The organism is Lonepinella sp. BR2474, from assembly GCF_051851555.1.
Taxonomy (GTDB): domain Bacteria; phylum Pseudomonadota; class Gammaproteobacteria; order Enterobacterales; family Pasteurellaceae; genus Lonepinella.
In genome coordinates, this window is record NZ_JBPDVH010000001.1 from 228,151 (window position 1) to 246,724 (window position 18,574).

Below are 18,574 nucleotides of genomic sequence, written 5' to 3' on the forward strand. Positions count from 1 at the left end.
ATTTTATTAGGAGTAAATAATGACAACCCAAAAGCAACTTGCCAATGCCATCCGTTTTTTAAGTATGGATGCAGTGCAAAAAGCAAAATCAGGTCACCCTGGTGCCCCGATGGGTATGGCGGACATTGCCGAAGTATTATGGCGTGGATTTTTAAAACATAACCCAACCAATCCAAAATGGGCAGATCGTGACCGCTTTGTGTTATCTAATGGACATGGTTCGATGTTGATTTACAGTTTGTTACATTTAACAGGCTATGATCTTTCTATCGAAGATTTAAAAAATTTCCGTCAATTACATTCTAAAACTCCAGGTCACCCTGAATATGGTTATGCTCCAGGGGTAGAAACGACCACAGGTCCATTGGGTCAAGGTATCACCAATGCAGTGGGTATGGCGATTGCAGAAAAAACCTTAGCGGGTCAATTTAACCGTGTAGGTCACGATATTGTGGATCACTTTACTTATGTGTTCTTAGGTGATGGCTGTTTAATGGAAGGGGTTTCACACGAAGCCTGTTCATTAGCGGGAACCTTAGGTTTAGGTAAATTAATCGCATTCTACGATGACAATAATATTTCTATTGATGGGCACGTGGATGGTTGGTTCACCGACGATACCCAAAAACGTTTTGAGGCCTACGGTTGGCAAGTGATCCCAGCGATTGATGGTCATAATCCACAACAAATTGCCGAAGCGGTCAAACAAGCCCAAGCAGAAACTAATAAACCAACCTTAATTATCTGTAAAACCATTATCGGTTACGGCTCACCAAACAAATCTGCATCGCACGATTGCCATGGAGCGCCATTAGGTGATGAAGAAATTGCCTTAACCCGTAAAGCCCTTGAATGGGATTATGCCCCATTTGAAATCCCAGCCGATATTTATGCAGAATGGGATGCGAAAGCCAAAGGTCAAACAGCGGAAGCGGCATGGAATGAAAAATTTGCGGCTTATGCAAAAGCCTATCCAGAACTTGCAGCAGAATTTAAACGCCGTGTGAGCGGTGAATTACCAGCCAACTGGGCAGCCGAAAGCCAAGCCTTTGTGGAAAAATTACAAGCTAACCCTGCTTCTATTGCGAGCCGTAAAGCCTCACAAAATGCGATTGAAGCCTATGCACACATTTTACCAGAATTCTTAGGCGGTTCAGCAGACTTAGCTAGTTCAAACTTAACCCTATGGTCAGGTTCAAAACCGATTCGTGCAACCACCAATGTGGACGGCAACTACCTCAACTACGGTGTGCGTGAGTTCGGTATGTCGGCGATTATGAACGGTATTGCCTTACACGGTGGATTCATTCCTTATGGTGCAACATTCTTAATGTTCTTTGAATATGCTCACAATGCAGTGCGTATGGCAGCATTAATGAAACAACGTGCCTTGTTTGTTTACACCCATGACTCTATCGGTTTGGGCGAAGATGGTCCAACTCATCAACCAGTGGAACAAACAGCGGCATTACGTTTAATTCCAAACTTAGAAACATGGCGACCAGCGGATCAAGTGGAATCTGCGGTAGCGTGGAAATCTGCGGTAGAACGCAAAGAGGGTCCAAGTGCCTTAATTTTCACTCGTCAAAATCTTGCCCAACAACCACGCACAGCAGAGCAATTAGCTAATGTGGCTCGTGGTGGTTACATCTTAGTGGATTGTGGTTGTAACAACCCTGATGTGATCTTAATTGCCACAGGTTCTGAAGTGGAATTAGCCGTGAAAGCAGCGGACGTGTTGAAAGCCGAAGGCAAAAAAGTGCGTGTGGTTTCTATGCCAAGCAGCAACGTATTCGACAAACAAGACGAAGCCTATCGTGAAAGCGTATTACCAAAACACATTACCAAACGTGTAGCGATTGAAGCACAAACCGCAGACTTCTGGTACAAATATGTAGGCTTTGAAGGTCGTATTGTGGCAATGCACGGTTTCGGCGAATCTGCCCCAGCAGACCAATTATTCAAATTATTTGGTTTCACCGTGGAAAACGTGGTGGCAAAAGCGAAAGAGATTTTGTAATTTCTTCGCTGTTAATTTAGATAAAACGCCGATTATTCGGCGTTTTGTTTAATCAAGGTTAGGTATTATGAATACTCAAAGATTATTTTCTATACTTCCTATTCTGAAAAAGGAAAGACGAGCAGTTGTATTAATTCTATTAAACCTTTTCGTGTTTTTAGGGCGAGATTTAATTACAGGCTTACTCACCAAAATCAGTATTGAGAACTTGGTGCTGATGCCGAAAATTTATACTTTGCAGAATCATTCTCAGCTTATGATTCGTTATGATGATAGCTTGGTCTATTTGGTCGTCTTGTTTATTTTGTTACTGATCGATCTCTTTTATCTCCTATCGAAAACACAGTTATTTGACCATTTTCCTGATAAATATAAACTGGTGCTTATCTTATTCAATATCATTATTATCCCAATTTTTTTCTCCAGTTTGGATATCGCAAGTTCAGATATTGCATATAGTTTCATTCATACCTCAGAAACGGATATATCGAATTATAAAGCTATTGTAAAAAGTATTTATTTCATTCTGTATTTTTCTATTTTTGTCCTAGGTTTTATGCTGTATATTTTCTATAAAAACACGCTTTATGTGTTAATAAAAAACAAAAAGTTCCCGACACAAACGAGCTTTATCTCTCTCAATATGGTTCTCTTACTTAGTTTTATTGTTTTTGCTCATATCGTTAATTTAAATCAGCATTATAATAAAAAATGGCTCAGAGAATATTTTACTTTCGCTACATTTCATTCAGTGAGCGATAAATACCGAGTTTATTGTACTAACCGCAATAATCGAGAGTTATCTATTGGAGAACAGGTCTTTATTGCTGCTTATAACAGTAAAGAAGATACCTTTACTCATATTCAAGTAAAAGATGAAAATGGGGCGAAGTCTATTGATGAGGTGAATAAGCAATGTGGGCGATAAAGAAAATACGTAACTATAAAAAAATCCTTGGCTTATCTGGTTTATTTTGTTGCTTAACTGCGTATGGACAGCCAGAAAATGCAGCTCAAGAAACAGAGGTTGTTCAACAAACCGAAACAGCACAACAAATGGACATTGCACAACTTATGAAATCTGCTCAACAAGGCGATGCCCTTGCACAGCTTGATTTATGTCGAGTATATCGAGAAGGTGTAGAAGTTGAAGAAGATCCATTACAATCAGTACAATGGTGTGAGAAGGCAGCTAAACAAGGGCAGCTTGATGCACAATATGATCTGGGCGTTTCGTATTACATTGGGTACGGTGTGCCACAGGATTTTCAGCAGGCGTTTAAATGGTATGAAAAAGCCGCCAATCAAGGTTATGTTGATGCGCAAACGAATCTCGCGTTGTTGTACAACAATGGTGAAGGCATTCCCCAAGATTTTATTAAGGCATTTGAATGGAATAGCAAAGCCGCCATACAAGGAGAAAGCTTTGCTCAATTTAATTTGTCCTTGCTTTACCGCCATGGTAAAGGCGTAGAAAAAAATCTTGAGAAATCCTTTGAATGGACAAAAAAATCCGCTGAACAAGGGGATAAACTCGATGCTATTTTTAATTTGGCTCAAATGTACTTTAATGGAGAAGGCACAGAGAAAGATACGGAGGAAGCCTTTAAATGGATGACAATCGCAGCGGAACAAGGCGATGCGATTGCCCAATATAATCTAGCGGTAATGTATCACGATGGCATGGGAACGGTGCAGAACTTTTCCAAAGCCCTTGAATGGTATCAAAAATCTGCAGAGCAAGGGGATCTTTCAGCGATTAATAATCTGGCTTTAATGTATTATCGTGGTGAGGGAACCGAACCAGATTTTAGTCGAGCTTTTACGTTATTTGAAAAAGCGGCTCAGCAAGGCGAAAGTGAAGCTCAAAACAGCTTGGCGATTATGTATCATAAAGGTGAATACGTGGGAAAAGATGCCGCAAAAGCCTTTGAATGGGTTAGCAAAGCTGCGAAACAAGATCATGCTTATGCCAAGAATTTTATGGCGAGTATGTACTATCAAGGATTAGGCATAGAAAAAAACATTTCAATAGCTTTAGATATTTGGTATCACAATGATAAATTACCGATTTCTAATTTCAATCTTGCTTGCCATTTTTATAAGAACAAGGAATATGAAGATATTGAACAAGCCAAAACCTATTTTAAGCGTATAACCGAAGATAAAAACCAGATAGATTTACAAGCAGAATCCTATTACATGCTGAGTTTAATTTATAAAGATTCTCCGAATAAAGATGATTTAGAAAAAGCCAGTAATTATTTCAATTTAGCTGAAGATAGAGGGTATCAGGACATTGAAAACCCTTGTAATGACATTGAAAGAATTAATATGGTGCGTAATGAAAATGCACAAATGATTCAAGCCATTACCTCTTATGTGGAAGAAAAACCGTTACCAAATTCAGAAAGTAAGATCGAGGTCGAACAAAAATTGAATAGTCAGCGATAGTAAAAAAAGGGCAGTAGTGAAGTGCGGTGGAATTTCACCAAGTATTTTGTTTACTATGCTAGGGTTTAATAGAAAGTAAAAAAAGCCCCGATCAACTCGGGGCTTTTTCATCAAGATTAACGATTACTCATCATCCACCATATTCAACATTTCTGTCAAACTCGCAGTTGGGTCATCCGCAACCATATTGTTGAATTCCGCTTCAATTTCTGCTTCATCTGCGGCAGAGAATTTCACCACAGGTTCTTCAATTTGAATACCTGCATGGCGGTTTTTCACTCGGTTTTGGTGATACGCAAAACCGGTACCGGCTGGAATTAAGCGACCGACAATCACGTTTTCTTTCAAGCCACGTAATTCATCACGTTTACCAGCAACTGCTGCTTCCGTTAACACACGAGTGGTTTCTTGGAACGACGCTGCGGAGATGAAAGATTCCGTTGCCAAAGAGGCTTTAGTGATACCCAACAATTCACGTTGATATTCCACTAACGGTTTACCCTCTTCTTCACGTTTGCGGTTCACGATCTTAATGCGTGCCACTTCCACTTGCTCGCCCTCTAAGAATTCAGAATCGTAGGCTTTGGTGATAATGGCTTTACGCAACATTTGACGAACGATGACTTCGATGTGCTTGTCGTTGATTTTTACCCCTTGTAAGCGGTAAACTTCTTGCACTTCGTTGACGATATATTCCGTCACGGCGTGAACACCACGCAAGCGTAAAATATCGTGTGGGGTTTCTGCACCATCGGAAATTAAGTCGCCACGTTCCACCATTTCGCCCTCAAATACGTTGAGTTGACGCCATTTTGGAATCATTTCTTCGTACGCATCGGAGCCGTCTGTTGGGGTAATCAATAAGCGACGTTTGCCTTTGGTTTCTTTACCGAATGACACGATACCTGAAATTTCGGCTAAAATCGCTGGCTCTTTCGGTTTACGTGCTTCAAATAAGTCGGCTACTCGTGGAAGACCACCGGTAATATCTTTGGTTCCGACGGATTCTTGTGGAATACGTGCTAATGGATCACCGATATTGATTTCTGCACCGTCTTCAAGGTTCACAATCGCTTTACCTGGTAAGAAGTATTGTGCAGCCACATCCGTACCTGGGATTAAAATATCGTTACCTTTGGCATCCACTAATTTAATCGCTGGACGTAAGTCTTTACCGGCTGTTGCACGTTCACCCACATCTTGCACTAAGATAGAAGATAAACCGGTCAATTCATCGGTTTGGCGTGTCACGGTCAAGCCGTCCACGATATCCACGAATTTCACGAAACCCGCTACTTCAGAGATAACCGGCATGGTATGCGGATCCCAATTTGCAATGGTTTCGCCGGCTTCGACATCGCTGCCGTCTGCTTTGTTTAAAATGGTACCGTAAGGCAATTTATAATGCTCTTTGGTACGACCGAATGCGTCAATCACGGTTAATTCGGTATTACGAGAAGTTAAAACTAATTTACCCTCGTTGTTATTAACGAATTTCACGTTGGCTAAACGAATGGTACCGTTGTTTTTCACTTGAACGCTGGATTCTTTGGCTGCTGCAGATGCCGCACCACCAATATGGAACGTACGCATGGTTAACTGTGTACCTGGTTCACCGATAGATTGAGCAGCGATAACGCCCACCGCTTCACCTTGGTTAATCAAGTGACCACGTGCCAAGTCACGTCCGTAACATTTCGCACAGACACCAAAGTCGGTGTTACAGGTTACCACGGAACGTACTTTCACGGTATCCACGGAATTTTCGTCTAATACGTTACAAAGTTTTTCATCTAACAAGGTATTACGTGCAATTAATACATCGTCTGTACCTGGTTTTAAGATGTCTTCTGCGGCTACACGACCTAATACGAGTTCACGCAATGGGACTTTTTCATCACCACCCTCGATCAATGGCATCATGACGATACCCTCGTGCGTACCACAGTCGTCTTCAGTGATCACTAAGTCTTGTGCCACGTCAACTAAACGGCGAGTCAAATAACCTGAGTTTGCGGTTTTTAATGCGGTATCCGCCAAACCTTTACGTGCACCATGGGTAGAAATAAAGTATTGTAATACGTTCAAGCCTTCACGGAAGTTTGCAGTGATTGGAGTTTCGATAATCGAACCGTCTGGACGTGCCATCAAACCACGCATACCTGCTAACTGACGAATCTGAGCCGCAGAACCACGTGCCCCAGAGTCCGCCATCATAAAGATGCTATTGAACGAGGCTTGTTTTTCAGGATTACCGTCACGGTTAATCACTTCTTCCGTGGACAAGTTTTCCATCATCACTTTGGCAACACGTTCGTTGGCGGCTGCCCAAATATCGATCACTTTATTATAGCGTTCGCCAGCAGTGACTAAACCTGATTGGAATTGCTCTTGAATTTCTGCCACTTCTTCTTCTGCTGCCGAAATAATTTCGTATTTCTTCTCTGGGATCACCATATCATCGATACCGACAGATGAACCTGAGCGTGCGGCGTAAGCAAAGCCTGTGTACATAATATGGTCAGCGAATAGCACGCTTGGTTTCATACCTAAACGGCGATAGCTTTCGTTGATCAATTTTGAAATCGCTTTTTTGCCTAAGGTTTGGTTAAACAAACTAAATGGCATTCCTTTTGGTGCGATCATCCATAAAATGGCACGACCAATGGTGGTATCCACTAAGTTGGTTTGTGGTTCAAATTCACCATCCGCATTTTTGCTGTATTCGGTGATACGCACTTTGACTCGAGAATGTAATTCCGCCTGTCCTGTACGGTAGGCTTTTTCCGCTTCTCTCGGGTCTTGCAACAACATACCCTCGCCTTTGCCGTTGACTTTATCACGGGTCATATAGTACAGACCCAATACCACGTCTTGTGATGGTACGATAATCGGATCACCACTGGCAGGGGATAAAATGTTGTTGGTGGACATCATTAACGCACGAGCTTCTAATTGTGCTTCGAGTGTCAATGGTACGTGTACCGCCATTTGGTCACCATCGAAGTCCGCATTGAACGCCGCACACACTAATGGGTGCAACTGAATCGCTTTCCCTTCAATCAATAACGGTTCAAAGGCTTGAATACCCAAACGGTGCAATGTCGGCGCACGGTTTAATAAGATTGGGTGTTCACGAATCACGTCCGCTAAAATATCCCATACGATCGCATCTTCACGCTCCACCATTTTTTTGGCAGCTTTGATCGTTGACGCATAACCACGGCTTTCTAATTTCGCATAAATAAATGGACGGAACAATTCCAACGCCATTTTTTTCGGTAAACCACATTGATGTAGGTGTAAGTATGGACCTACGGTGATAACTGAACGACCTGAATAGTCAACACGTTTACCTAATAAGTTTTGACGGAAACGACCTTGTTTACCTTTGATCATATCTGCCAACGATTTCAATGGACGGCGGTTTGACCCTGTAATGGCACGACCACGGCGACCGTTATCTAATAAGGCATCGACCGATTCTTGTAACATACGTTTTTCGTTACGCACAATAATATCGGGTGCGATTAAATCTAATAAACGTTTTAAACGGTTGTTACGGTTGATCACACGGCGATAGAGATCGTTCAAGTCAGACGTGGCAAAACGACCACCGTCTAACGGCACTAACGGACGTAAATCAGGTGGTAACACTGGCAATACGGTCATCACCATCCATTCTGGTTTGTTGCCAGATTGAATAAAGGCCTCGATTAATTTCAAGCGTTTAGTGATTTTTTTGCGTTTGGTTTCGGAATTGGTTTCTTGCAATTCTTCACGCAATACTTCGCATTCATGTGGAAGATCCATTTCACGCAAAATCGCTTGAATGGCCTCTGCCCCCATTTTCGCTTCAAATTCATCTTGGAAACGATCTTCGGCTTCTAAATATTGCTCTTCGGTGAGTAATTGACCTTTTTCAAGATCCGTCATCCCCGGTTCGATCACAATGTAGCTTTCGAAATAAAGCACTCGTTCAATATCACGCAATGGCATATCTAATAATAGACCGATACGGGACGGTAGTGACTTTAAGAACCAAATATGTGCTACAGGTGAGGCTAACTCAATGTGTCCCATGCGTTCACGGCGAACTTTGGTTTGGGTCACTTCTACGCCACATTTTTCACAGATCACGCCACGGTGTTTTAAGCGTTTATATTTACCACATAAACATTCGTAATCTTTCACTGGTCCGAAAATTCTGGCACAGAAAAGACCGTCACGTTCTGGTTTGAATGTACGGTAGTTAATGGTTTCTGGTTTTTTCACTTCACCAAATGACCAAGAACGGATCATATCAGGTGAGGCTAAACCGATTTTAATCACATCAAAATCTTCTGCAGTTTTTGATTGTGCTTTTAAAAATTTAACTAAATCTTTCACAGATTTTGCTCCTATCGGAGTTAAACGTATTCAAAGTGCGGTGTAAAAATTTTGATTTTTTTAACCGCACTTTAGCGGATAATTTGCCTGTCGGCTTACTCTTCGTCTAAATCAATGTTAAGACCAAGCGAGCGAATTTCTTTCATAATCACATTGAAAGATTCTGGTGTGCCTGGTTCCATATAATGGGTGCCGCCGACGATGTTTTTATACATCTTCGTACGACCGTTCACATCATCGGATTTCACTGTCAACATTTCTTGTAAGGTGTAAGCAGCACCGTAGGCTTCTAATGCCCAGACCTCCATTTCACCGAAACGCTGACCACCGAATTGGGCTTTACCACCCAACGGTTGTTGTGTAACAAGACTATAAGAACCGGTTGAACGAGCGTGCATTTTGTCGTCAACTAAGTGGTTCAATTTGAGCATATACATGTAACCCACGGTGACAGGACGTTCAAATTTTTCCCCTGTACGACCATCGTATAAGGTAATTTGACCTGAAGTCGGCAAGCCACCTAATTGTAGTAACTCTTTGATTTCACGCTCTTCCGCACCGTCAAATACTGGTGTGGCTAATGGCATACCTTTACGTAAGTTTTCCGCTAAACGTAACACTTCTTCATCAGTAAAGGTGGTTAAATCCACTTGTTGTGAACCACCGCCAAGATCGTAGGCTTTTTGGATATAGCCACGCAATTTTTCCACGTCTTGTTTTTGTTTCAACATGGCATTGATTTGGTCACCAATCCCTTTGGCCGCTAAACCTAAGTGAGTTTCCAAAATCTGACCGATGTTCATACGAGATGGTACGCCCAATGGGTTCAACACGATTTCCACAGGTTGACCGTTTTCATCGTACGGCATATCTTCCACAGGGTTAATTTTTGAAATAACCCCTTTGTTACCGTGACGACCCGCCATTTTATCACCTGGTTGGATATGGCGTTTCACCGCAAGATAGACTTTCACTACTTTTAACACGCCTGGGGCTAAATCATCACCTTGAATGATTTTGCCACGTTTCACTTCAAGTTTGTGTTCAAAGTCTTTGCGTAATTCTTCATATTGTTCAGCAAGTTGTTCTAATTGGTTTTGTTTCGCTTCATCGCTCAAGGTTTGTTCTAACCATTTCGCACGATCCATTTTATCCAATTCTTTTTCGCTTACACCACCGTCAATTAATAGGTTACGCACACGAGAGAACAAGCCTGCTTCTAAAATTTCCAACTCTTCCACAAGGTCTTTTTTCGCTTGTTTGAGTTGCATTTCTTCGATTTCTAAGGCACGTTTGTCTTTCTCTACACCGTCACGGGTAAAGACTTGCACGTCAATAATCGTACCTGATGTGCCATTTGGTACACGAAGTGAGCTATCTTTCACATCAGATGCTTTTTCACCGAAAATCGCACGCAATAATTTTTCTTCTGGGGTTAATTGAGTTTCACCTTTTGGTGTCACTTTACCGACCAGAATATCGCCGCCTTTCACTTCCGCACCGACATACACAATACCTGATTCATCCAGTTTGCTTAACGCCGCTTCACCCACATTTGGAATATCAGCGGTGATTTCTTCCGAACCGAGTTTGGTATCACGTGCCACACAAGATAATTCTTGAATGTGAATGGTGGTAAAACGATCTTGTTGCACCACACGTTCAGACACTAACATTGAGTCTTCAAAGTTATAACCGTTCCAAGGCATAAATGCTACACGGATATTTTGACCTAACGCCAATTCACCTAAGTCGGTTGATGGACCATCGGCTAAGATTTCACCACGCCCCACTGGTTCACCTAAATTCACACAAGGAATTTGGTTGATACAAGTGTTTTGGTTAGAACGGGTGTATTTAATTAAGTTATAAATATCAATCCCTGCTTCACCTGGAATGGTTTCATCTTCGTTGACTTTCACCACGATACGAGAGGCGTCCACATATTGGATTGTCCCACCACGTTTCGCTACCACAGCCACACCAGAGTCAAGGGCGATTGGTTTTTCCATCCCTGTACCGACTAATGGTTTATCGGAACGTAAGGTTGGAACAGCTTGACGTTGCATGTTCGCACCCATTAAGGCACGGTTCGCATCGTCGTGTTCCAAGAATGGAATTAACGCTGCCGCCACTGACACCACTTGCTGGGTGGAAACGTCCATATAATGAATGTCTTCTGGGCGATATAACCCTGATTCACCGTGTTCACCACGTGCCGTAACAAAGGCATCGGTAAAGCGGAAGTTTTCATCAAGATTGGAGTTCGCCTGTGCGATGACATATTTACCTTCTTCAATGGCAGATAAATATTCGATTTCTTCGGTCACTTGACCATCGACTACTTTACGATACGGGGTTTCTAAGAAACCGTAGTCATTCGTCCGTGCATACACGGAAAGTGAGTTAATCAAACCGATATTCGGACCTTCAGGGGTTTCGATTGGACACACACGACCATAGTGGGTGGTGTGTACATCACGCACTTCAAAGCCTGCACGTTCACGGGTTAAACCACCTGGTCCTAAAGCAGAAATACGGCGTTTATGGGTCACTTCCGACAATGGGTTGTTTTGATCCATAAATTGCGATAATTGTGATGAACCAAAGAATTCTTTCACGGCGGCGGAAATTGGTTTGGCATTAATTAAATCTTGTGGTGTGACCGCATCTAAATCGCCTAAAGATAAACGCTCACGCACGGCACGTTCCACACGCACTAAACCAATACGGAATTGGTTTTCTGCCATTTCACCTACAGAACGAATACGACGGTTACCCAAGTGGTCAATATCATCCACTTCGCCACGACCGTTACGAATGTCGATGAGTTTTTTCATCACATTCACAATGTCTTCTTTGCTTAATACGCCACTACCGTGTTCTTCTTCAATGCCTAATGAACGGTTGAATTTCATCCGACCCACAGCCGATAAATCATAACGATCTTGTGAGAAGAATAAGTTATCAAATAAACCTTCTGCCGCTTCTTTTGTTGGCGGTTCACCTGGACGCATCATACGGTAGATTTCCACTAACGCACTTAAACGGTCATAAGATGGATCCACGCGTAAGGTTTCAGAAATATATGGACCAAAGTCTAAGTCATTGGTAAATAAGGTTTCAATGGTGGTGTAACCTGCTTGAGCTAATTTCGCTAATAGCTCTAACGACAATTCCATATTAGCAGGGCAAATAATTTCACCACTTTCCAAATCTACATAATCTTTGGCTGCCACTTTACCGATAATATATTCAGTTGGCACTTCCACTTTATCAATATTGTCTTTTTCTAAAGCACGAATATGGCGAGCCGTAATGCGACGACCCCGTTCTACATAGACTTTGCCATTAGCTTCAATATCAAAGCTGGCGGTTTCGCCACGTAAACGGTCTGGCACTAATGCCATTAATAATTTATTATCTTGAATTTCAAATACGACTTTTTCGAAGAACAAATCTAAGATTTCTTCGGTCGTATAGTGTAAGGCACGCAAAATGATCGTTGCCGGTAATTTACGACGACGGTCAATACGAGCGAATAAGTTATCTTTCGGATCGAATTCAAAGTCTAACCAAGAACCACGGTAAGGAATAATACGTGCGTTATACAGCACTTTACCTGATGAGTGGGTTTTTCCTTTGTCAGAATCAAAGAATACGCCTGGACTGCGGTGTAATTGTGACACGATAACACGTTCTGTGCCGTTGATCACAAAGGTACCGTTTTCCGTCATCAATGGGATTTCACCCATGTAAACATCTTGTTCTTTAATATCTTTGATCGTACCCGGTGCGGCGTCACGGTCATAGCTGATTAAACGCAATTTAACACGTAATGGTGCGGAGAATGTGGTACCACGAATTTGACATTCACGCACGTCAAATACCGGTTCGCCTAGTTTATAGCTCACATATTGTAATTCTGTGGCACCGTTGTTGCTCACAATCGGGAATACAGAACGAAATGCGGCTTCTAAGCCTTGTTGTCCCTCTGGATCGCTTTGGATAAATTTATCAAAAGAATCTAACTGGATGGTTAATAAATAAGGTACATTTAAAACTTGCGGACGTTTGCCGAAGTTTTTACGAATACGTTTTTTCTCGGTATAGGAGTAAACCATTGGGGTTCCTCTGTAATTTTTTAGTGTGACCGAATTGCAACAGTTTAAAAGTGCGGTGAAAAAATAAAAATTTTTACCGACCTGTTACAATGAGTTGAATCCGTTTGTTAGATACCGCACTCTGAACCTTACTTCTGATGAGCGGATTGTCATTAAGCTAACAGCTTGATTTAACTTAATTTATCGACAATGAAACGGTGGTTTTATTTATGCTATCTTGATAGCACAAAATGGCTGACGGAATACCGTCAGCCACTTTCCCAGAAAATCTGGTTTCCGAAGTGGAAAAAGTGTCAATCAAAATTATTTGATATCGACTTTCGCACCCGCTTCTTCTAATTCTTTTTTCAATGCTTCAGCTTCTGCTTTAGAGATGCCTTCTTTTAAGTTAGCTGGTGCAGATTCAACTAAGTCTTTCGCTTCTTTCAAGCCTAAACCTGTTGCACCACGTACTGCTTTGATCACAGCAACTTTGTTTGCACCCACTTCAGCAAGAACTACGTCGAATTCTGTTTTTTCTTCTGCTGCTGCACCTGCTGCACCTGCGGCTGGAGCGGCTGCAGCTACTGCTGCTGAAACACCGAATTTTTCTTCCATCGCTGCGATTAATTCAACGATTTCTGATACTGATTTTGAAGCAATCGCTTCGATTAGTTGTTCGTTAGTTAATGACATAACAATCAATTCCTAAAGTAAATAAGTTGATAAACGATTTAAGAAGTGCTTTTAAAATTAAGCGGCTTCTTGTAATTTGTCGCGTAATGCTGCAAAAGTGCGAACAAGTTTGCCTGCCGCAGCTTCTTTCATTGTACCCATTAAACGTGCAATCGCTTCTTCGTAAGTTGGTAATGTTGCCAAGAAATTAACATCTTGGATTTTACCTTCAAAGGCGGCACCTTTAACTTCAAACTCTTTGTTTGCTTTCGCAAATTCAGCAAATAAACGTGCTGCTGCACCTGGATGCTCATTTGAAAATGCAATCAGAGTTGGACCAGTAAACGCATCTTTTAAACATTCGAATTCTGTCCCTTCAACGGCACGGCGTAATAAAGTATTACGAACCACACGCATTGAAACGCCAGCTTCACGAGCTGTTTTACGTAACTCAGTCATTTTATCCACAGTCACACCACGGCTGTCCGCGATCACTGCTGATAGGGCACCTTTGGCTGCTTCATTTACTTCAGCAACAATTGCTTGTTTGTCTTGAAGATTTAATGCCATTGGCTTTTAGCTCCTGAATACACTCCGATTTCTCGGAATTAAACTCCCTAATAAACTATTTCAATATAGCCACTAGGACGACTTCGGTGTACAGAAGCAGAAAATTCTTTTTCTGTTCACCATCTACGTTGGATATTAAGGTGACCAATTTTACGCCACCACCGACGGTCTTGGATGGGGCTTGAATAGGCAAGCACCATCAATTATTTTGCTATAAATAGCAAAATTAGGTCGGTTATTATAGACGACTTTTTCCTATTGGTAAAGCCATTTCTATAAAAAAGTGCGGTAAAAAAACCGCACTTTTTTCAAACCGCATAATCAATTAAAGTGAAGACTGATCAACAGCTACACCTGCACCCATTGTGGTAGACAGGCTGACTTTCTTGATAAAGATACCTTTTGCACTGGTTGGTTTTGCTTTCGTTAAAGCCGCCAACAAGGCTTGTAGGTTTTCTTTTAATTGTTCTGGCGCAAAGTCTGCTTTACCGATAGTAGAATGGATAATACCATTTTTATCATTACGGTAACGAACCTGACCAGATTTCGCATTTTTCACGGCTTCAGCAACGTTTGGTGTCACAGTACCCACTTTCGGGTTTGGCATTAAGCCACGTGGACCTAATACTTGACCTAATTGACCCACAACACGCATTGCATCTGGAGAGGCGATAACCACGTCGAAGTTCATTTCGCCTTTTTTCACTTGCTCAGCAAGATCTTCCATGCCGACTAAGTCTGCACCTGCCGCTTTCGCTGCGTCTGCATTAGCACCTTGAGTAAATACAGCAACACGTACTTCACGACCTGTACCATGTGGTAACACAGTGGCACCACGTACGTTTTGGTCTGATTTACGAGGATCAATACCTAAGTTTACTGCCACATCAACGCTTTCTTTGAATTTAGCGGTTGCAAATTGTTTTAACACTGCAATGGCTTCGTTGATTTCATACGCTTTAGTAGAATCTACGCCAGCTTTGATTGCTTTCATTTTTTTCGTCAATTTAGCCATCGTATTATTCCTCCACCACTAAGCCCATTGAACGAGCAGTACCAGCGATTGATTTCATTTTCGTTTCAATAGTCGCACCCGTCATATCTGCTGCTTTGGTTTCAGCGATTTGACGCACTTGTTCTAAAGTGACTTTACCCACTTTATCTTTGTTCGGTTTACCTGAACCAGATTTGATACCGGCTGCTTTTTTCAATAATACGGCAGCTGGTGGGGTTTTAGTAATGAACGTGAATGAACGGTCTGCATATACCGTGATAACCACTGGAATTGGTAAACCTTTTTCTAAGCTCTCAGTACGAGCGTTGAATGCTTTACAGAATTCCATGATGTTCACACCTTGTTGACCTAATGCAGGACCAACTGGTGGTGATGGGTTAGCCATACCCGCTGCAACTTGCAACTTAACGTATGCTTGGACTTTTTTTGCCATTTTTAAGTTTCCTTATATTTGGGTGATAACGCCGCCAGACTTTACTTAAGCAGCTCCCCTGTTTATTTCCTTGCGAATGCAAGATTTCTATTTACCCCCACACAAGGCGAGGACGTTAAAAGGGCTGTATTTTAATCAAATTTTAGGGCGTATGCAATACGCCCCGACTATTTTTTATCAAATACAATCCATTAATGGGCTTTTTCTACTTGGCCAAATTCCAACTCAACTGGTGTTGCACGACCAAAGATAGAAACAGAGACTTTAACCCGACCTTTTTCGTAATCCACTTCTTCCACGGTACCATTAAAGTCAGCAAAAGGTCCTTCGGTAACACGGACTTCCTCGCCTGGCATAAAGGTATTTTTCGGACGTGGTTTATCGGCATTTTGTTCCACACGATTTAAAATTAAATCCGCTTCACGTTGACTAATTGGTAACGGTTTATCGGCAGTTCCACCAATAAAGCCTAATACTCTCGGCACGCTACGTACCAACTGCCAAGTATAATCATTCATTTCCATTTGGACGAGCACGTAGCCTGGGAAAAATTTACGTTCGCTTTTACGACGTTTACCTGCGACATTTTCGATCACTTCTTCGGTCGGCACCAGCACTTCACCAAACTGATCTTCCATGTGGTTTAATTTAATATATTCACGTAATGTTGTCGCTACTCGCCCCTCAAAACCAGAGAAAGCCTGTAATACATACCAGCGTTTTTTTGCTGTTGTTGTTTCTGTCATAGGATTAGAATCTCAAATTGGTTAAGAAATCAAGGACGCTAATAATAATGCTGTCAAACGCCCATAAAATTAAGGAAACTGCCACGGTTACACCGGCCACAATCAATGTAGTTTGTGTTGCCTCTGAACGAGTTGGCCACACCACTCGACGCATTTCGACACGAGCGTCGCTAAAGAAAGAAAGTGCTTTCGCCCCTTGATTCGTGATCGCTGCCAAGCCTAAAGCAATGGCAATTAACACCACAATACCCACTACTCGAACAGCTGTTGAATATTGATCGACAAAATAAACATTCCCCACCGCCGCAACAATAATCACAACGATAGCTAATAACCACAATAAACGGTTTAAACCAACGGATTTTTGCCCTGCTGTTTGCTCAGGTGCATTTTTCTTTTTCTCAGTGACAAGAGCCATAAATTAACCTATCAATAAAATTATAAAATTCGGGACATTTTTAAGAACGTGGAATTGTAGCACTTTCTTTGATATTTTCATATCAAATTTTTAATTGTCCCCGAATTTTCTGTATTTTGCACCGCAGTTGTGTTAAGCCGGAATATTCGCTAACACCGCTGTTAACACTTTCCAATAAGTTTGCACTGCTGGAATATGCACTTTCTCATCTGGCGAGTGAGCATTACGAATCGTCGGCCCAAAAGATACAATTTCCATATGCGGATACACTTGTTTAATCAAACCACATTCTAATCCGGCATGAATCACTTTGATTTCCGCAGGATGTCCTAGCACGTCGGCATAATGTTTTTCGGTTAAACGCAAAATATCGGTATCAGGGTGCGGTTGCCAACCGGGATAATTGCCTGAGAATTTCACGCTAGCACCACATAATGCGGTGATCGAATGCAATAAATTTTCACTGTATTGTTTACCACTTTCGACCAAAGAACGCATTAATACCAAACCAGTGACCGCTTGTTCTTCGGTGGTTAACACGCCAATACTGCTTGAGGTTTCCACCACGCCTGCCACCACATCACTGTGACGAATCACACCATTAGGTAACGCATTTAATAAATGCACAGCGTTATGGGTGGATAGCTGATTAAAGGCTGTTTTTTCGTTCTCCACCGCTTGTAAACTGATGACTGCATTCGGTTCCGCCATCGCCAATTCCTGTTGTAAAAAATCTTGGAAATTTTGCACCGCAGTTTGTAGTGCCGTTTCATCATTCAGACACAAGGTCGCACTGGCCTCACGTGGAATTGCATTACGCACCGAACCACCACGGATTTCCGCTAAAGCAAAGGAAAAGGCTTGTGTTTGTTGTACATTGGCTAAAAAACGAGCCAATAATTTAATCGCATTAACACGGTTGGTATGAATATCACAACCTGAATGACCACCACGTAACCCTTTTAATAACACTCGATAGGTTTTAGTAAATGGATTTTGCTCACGTTCAACAGGTAAGGTGATTTTGGCATCTTCACCACCCGCACAACCAATATAAATCTCGCCCACTTCTTCCGTGTCGGTATTAATCATCAAACTGGATTGCAACCAGTTGGCTTTTAAATGATGTGCCCCATCCATACCGGCCTCTTCGGTCATGGTGCATAATACTTCTAATTCAGGGTGAGCCACATCTTCACTGTCTAACACCGCCAACGCAGAGGCTAAGCCAATACCATTATCTGCCCCCAAGGTTGTCCCTGTGGCCGTCACCCATTCGCCATCAATATAAGGTAAAATTGGATCGGTTAAGAAATCATGAGTCGTGCCTTCATTGGCTTGTGGCACCATATCTAAGTGTGCTTGCAACGCCACTTTTTGACGATTTTCCATGCCTTTGCTAGCCGGTTTACGAATTAAAATATTGCCAATCTGATCACGCTCAACAAATAACCCTTTTTCTTTCGCCCAATTTACAATAAATTCTGCCACTTTTTCTTCATGATGTGACGGACGTGGGATCGCACACAAGCGATCAAACCATTGCCATAATAACGTTGGTTGTAATGTTTGAATCTCTGACATAATAAATTCTCCTTAAAAAACCTGTTAATTATGGATCAATTTCCGATTTAGTACAAATATTCCTGATATTTCTATTATTTTTCATAAAAAGTGCGGTGCAAAAAACAAAATTTCTGGCATTCACCTTATGGAAAATGGTATCCTTACGCAATTTTTAAATTTCTCTC

Annotated in this window: 12 protein-coding genes; 3 read left to right on the forward strand and 9 right to left on the reverse strand. The window is 41.8% G+C overall.

Annotated elements, in window-relative coordinates; all coding sequences use genetic code 11:
* Nucleotides 1-19: 19 nt before the first annotated feature.
* From tkt to ACTG7Q_RS01190, 3 genes are all read left to right on the forward strand, one after another.
* The gene (gene tkt, locus ACTG7Q_RS01180) at nt 20-2,020 is read left to right on the forward strand and encodes a transketolase (RefSeq protein WP_439240004.1); all 2,001 of its coding nucleotides are present in this window, start codon (nt 20-22) and stop codon (nt 2,018-2,020) included.
* Nucleotides 2,021-2,087: 67 nt separating this feature from the next.
* Entirely contained in the window at nt 2,088-2,948 is an 861-nt protein-coding gene (locus tag ACTG7Q_RS01185; RefSeq protein ID WP_439240006.1) for a hypothetical protein, read from the forward strand.
* A complete protein-coding gene (locus ACTG7Q_RS01190) occupies nt 2,936-4,474 on the forward strand; it encodes an SEL1-like repeat protein (RefSeq protein ID WP_439240008.1) in 1,539 nt (512 codons plus the stop codon). The genes ACTG7Q_RS01185 and ACTG7Q_RS01190 overlap by 13 nt, the downstream gene beginning before the upstream one ends.
* A gap of 123 nt (nt 4,475-4,597) precedes the next feature.
* On the opposite strand, the gene rpoC is transcribed toward ACTG7Q_RS01190, so the two are convergent.
* The 9 genes from rpoC to ACTG7Q_RS01235 all read right to left on the reverse strand — a co-directional run bounded on the left by rpoC (nt 4,598) and on the right by ACTG7Q_RS01235 (nt 18,407).
* Complete coding sequence (gene rpoC / locus ACTG7Q_RS01195) at nt 4,598-8,863, reverse strand: DNA-directed RNA polymerase subunit beta' (protein ID WP_439240010.1); 4,266 nt, start codon at nt 8,861-8,863, stop codon at nt 4,598-4,600.
* 95 nt (nt 8,864-8,958) lie between these two features.
* Nucleotides 8,959-12,987, reverse strand: a complete 4,029-nt coding sequence (gene rpoB, locus ACTG7Q_RS01200; RefSeq protein WP_439240012.1) for a DNA-directed RNA polymerase subunit beta — start codon at nt 12,985-12,987, stop codon at nt 8,959-8,961.
* Nucleotides 12,988-13,290: 303 nt separating this feature from the next.
* A complete protein-coding gene (gene rplL, locus ACTG7Q_RS01205) occupies nt 13,291-13,662 on the reverse strand; it encodes a 50S ribosomal protein L7/L12 (protein ID WP_439240014.1) in 372 nt (123 codons plus the stop codon).
* A gap of 57 nt (nt 13,663-13,719) precedes the next feature.
* The gene (gene rplJ, locus ACTG7Q_RS01210; RefSeq protein ID WP_386689169.1) at nt 13,720-14,211 is read right to left on the reverse strand and encodes a 50S ribosomal protein L10; all 492 of its coding nucleotides are present in this window, start codon (nt 14,209-14,211) and stop codon (nt 13,720-13,722) included.
* Between the two features lie 325 nt (nt 14,212-14,536).
* Nucleotides 14,537-15,226: a 50S ribosomal protein L1 gene (gene rplA / locus ACTG7Q_RS01215; RefSeq protein WP_439240016.1), complete on the reverse strand. Its 690-nt coding sequence runs from the start codon at nt 15,224-15,226 to the stop codon at nt 14,537-14,539.
* Between the two features lie 4 nt (nt 15,227-15,230).
* The gene (gene rplK, locus ACTG7Q_RS01220) at nt 15,231-15,659 is read right to left on the reverse strand and encodes a 50S ribosomal protein L11 (RefSeq protein ID WP_132302850.1); all 429 of its coding nucleotides are present in this window, start codon (nt 15,657-15,659) and stop codon (nt 15,231-15,233) included.
* Between the two features lie 191 nt (nt 15,660-15,850).
* Complete coding sequence (gene nusG, locus ACTG7Q_RS01225; protein WP_439240018.1) at nt 15,851-16,405, reverse strand: transcription termination/antitermination protein NusG; 555 nt, start codon at nt 16,403-16,405, stop codon at nt 15,851-15,853.
* Nucleotides 16,406-16,409: 4 nt separating this feature from the next.
* Nucleotides 16,410-16,823: a preprotein translocase subunit SecE gene (secE, locus tag ACTG7Q_RS01230; RefSeq protein WP_439240020.1), complete on the reverse strand. Its 414-nt coding sequence runs from the start codon at nt 16,821-16,823 to the stop codon at nt 16,410-16,412.
* A gap of 132 nt (nt 16,824-16,955) precedes the next feature.
* The gene (locus ACTG7Q_RS01235) at nt 16,956-18,407 is read right to left on the reverse strand and encodes an aminoacyl-histidine dipeptidase (RefSeq protein ID WP_439240022.1); all 1,452 of its coding nucleotides are present in this window, start codon (nt 18,405-18,407) and stop codon (nt 16,956-16,958) included.
* Nucleotides 18,408-18,574 lie beyond the last annotated feature (167 nt).

Excerpts from the sequence above, each read along its gene's own strand:
- tkt (WP_439240004.1), top strand. The coding sequence starts at position 20 with ATGACAACCCAAAAGCAACTTGCCAATGCCATCCGTTTTTTAAGTATG.
- ACTG7Q_RS01185 (WP_439240006.1), top strand. The coding sequence starts at position 2,088 with ATGAATACTCAAAGATTATTTTCTATACTTCCTATTCTGAAAAAGGAA.
- ACTG7Q_RS01190 (WP_439240008.1), top strand. The coding sequence starts at position 2,936 with ATGTGGGCGATAAAGAAAATACGTAACTATAAAAAAATCCTTGGCTTA.
- rpoB (WP_439240012.1), bottom strand. The coding sequence starts at position 12,987 with ATGGTTTACTCCTATACCGAGAAAAAACGTATTCGTAAAAACTTCGGC.
- rplL (WP_439240014.1), bottom strand. The coding sequence starts at position 13,662 with ATGTCATTAACTAACGAACAACTAATCGAAGCGATTGCTTCAAAATCA.
- rplJ (WP_386689169.1), bottom strand. The coding sequence starts at position 14,211 with ATGGCATTAAATCTTCAAGACAAACAAGCAATTGTTGCTGAAGTAAAT.
- rplA (WP_439240016.1), bottom strand. The coding sequence starts at position 15,226 with ATGGCTAAATTGACGAAAAAAATGAAAGCAATCAAAGCTGGCGTAGAT.
- rplK (WP_132302850.1), bottom strand. The coding sequence starts at position 15,659 with ATGGCAAAAAAAGTCCAAGCATACGTTAAGTTGCAAGTTGCAGCGGGT.
- nusG (WP_439240018.1), bottom strand. The coding sequence starts at position 16,405 with ATGACAGAAACAACAACAGCAAAAAAACGCTGGTATGTATTACAGGCT.
- secE (WP_439240020.1), bottom strand. The coding sequence starts at position 16,823 with ATGGCTCTTGTCACTGAGAAAAAGAAAAATGCACCTGAGCAAACAGCA.
- ACTG7Q_RS01235 (WP_439240022.1), bottom strand. The coding sequence starts at position 18,407 with ATGTCAGAGATTCAAACATTACAACCAACGTTATTATGGCAATGGTTT.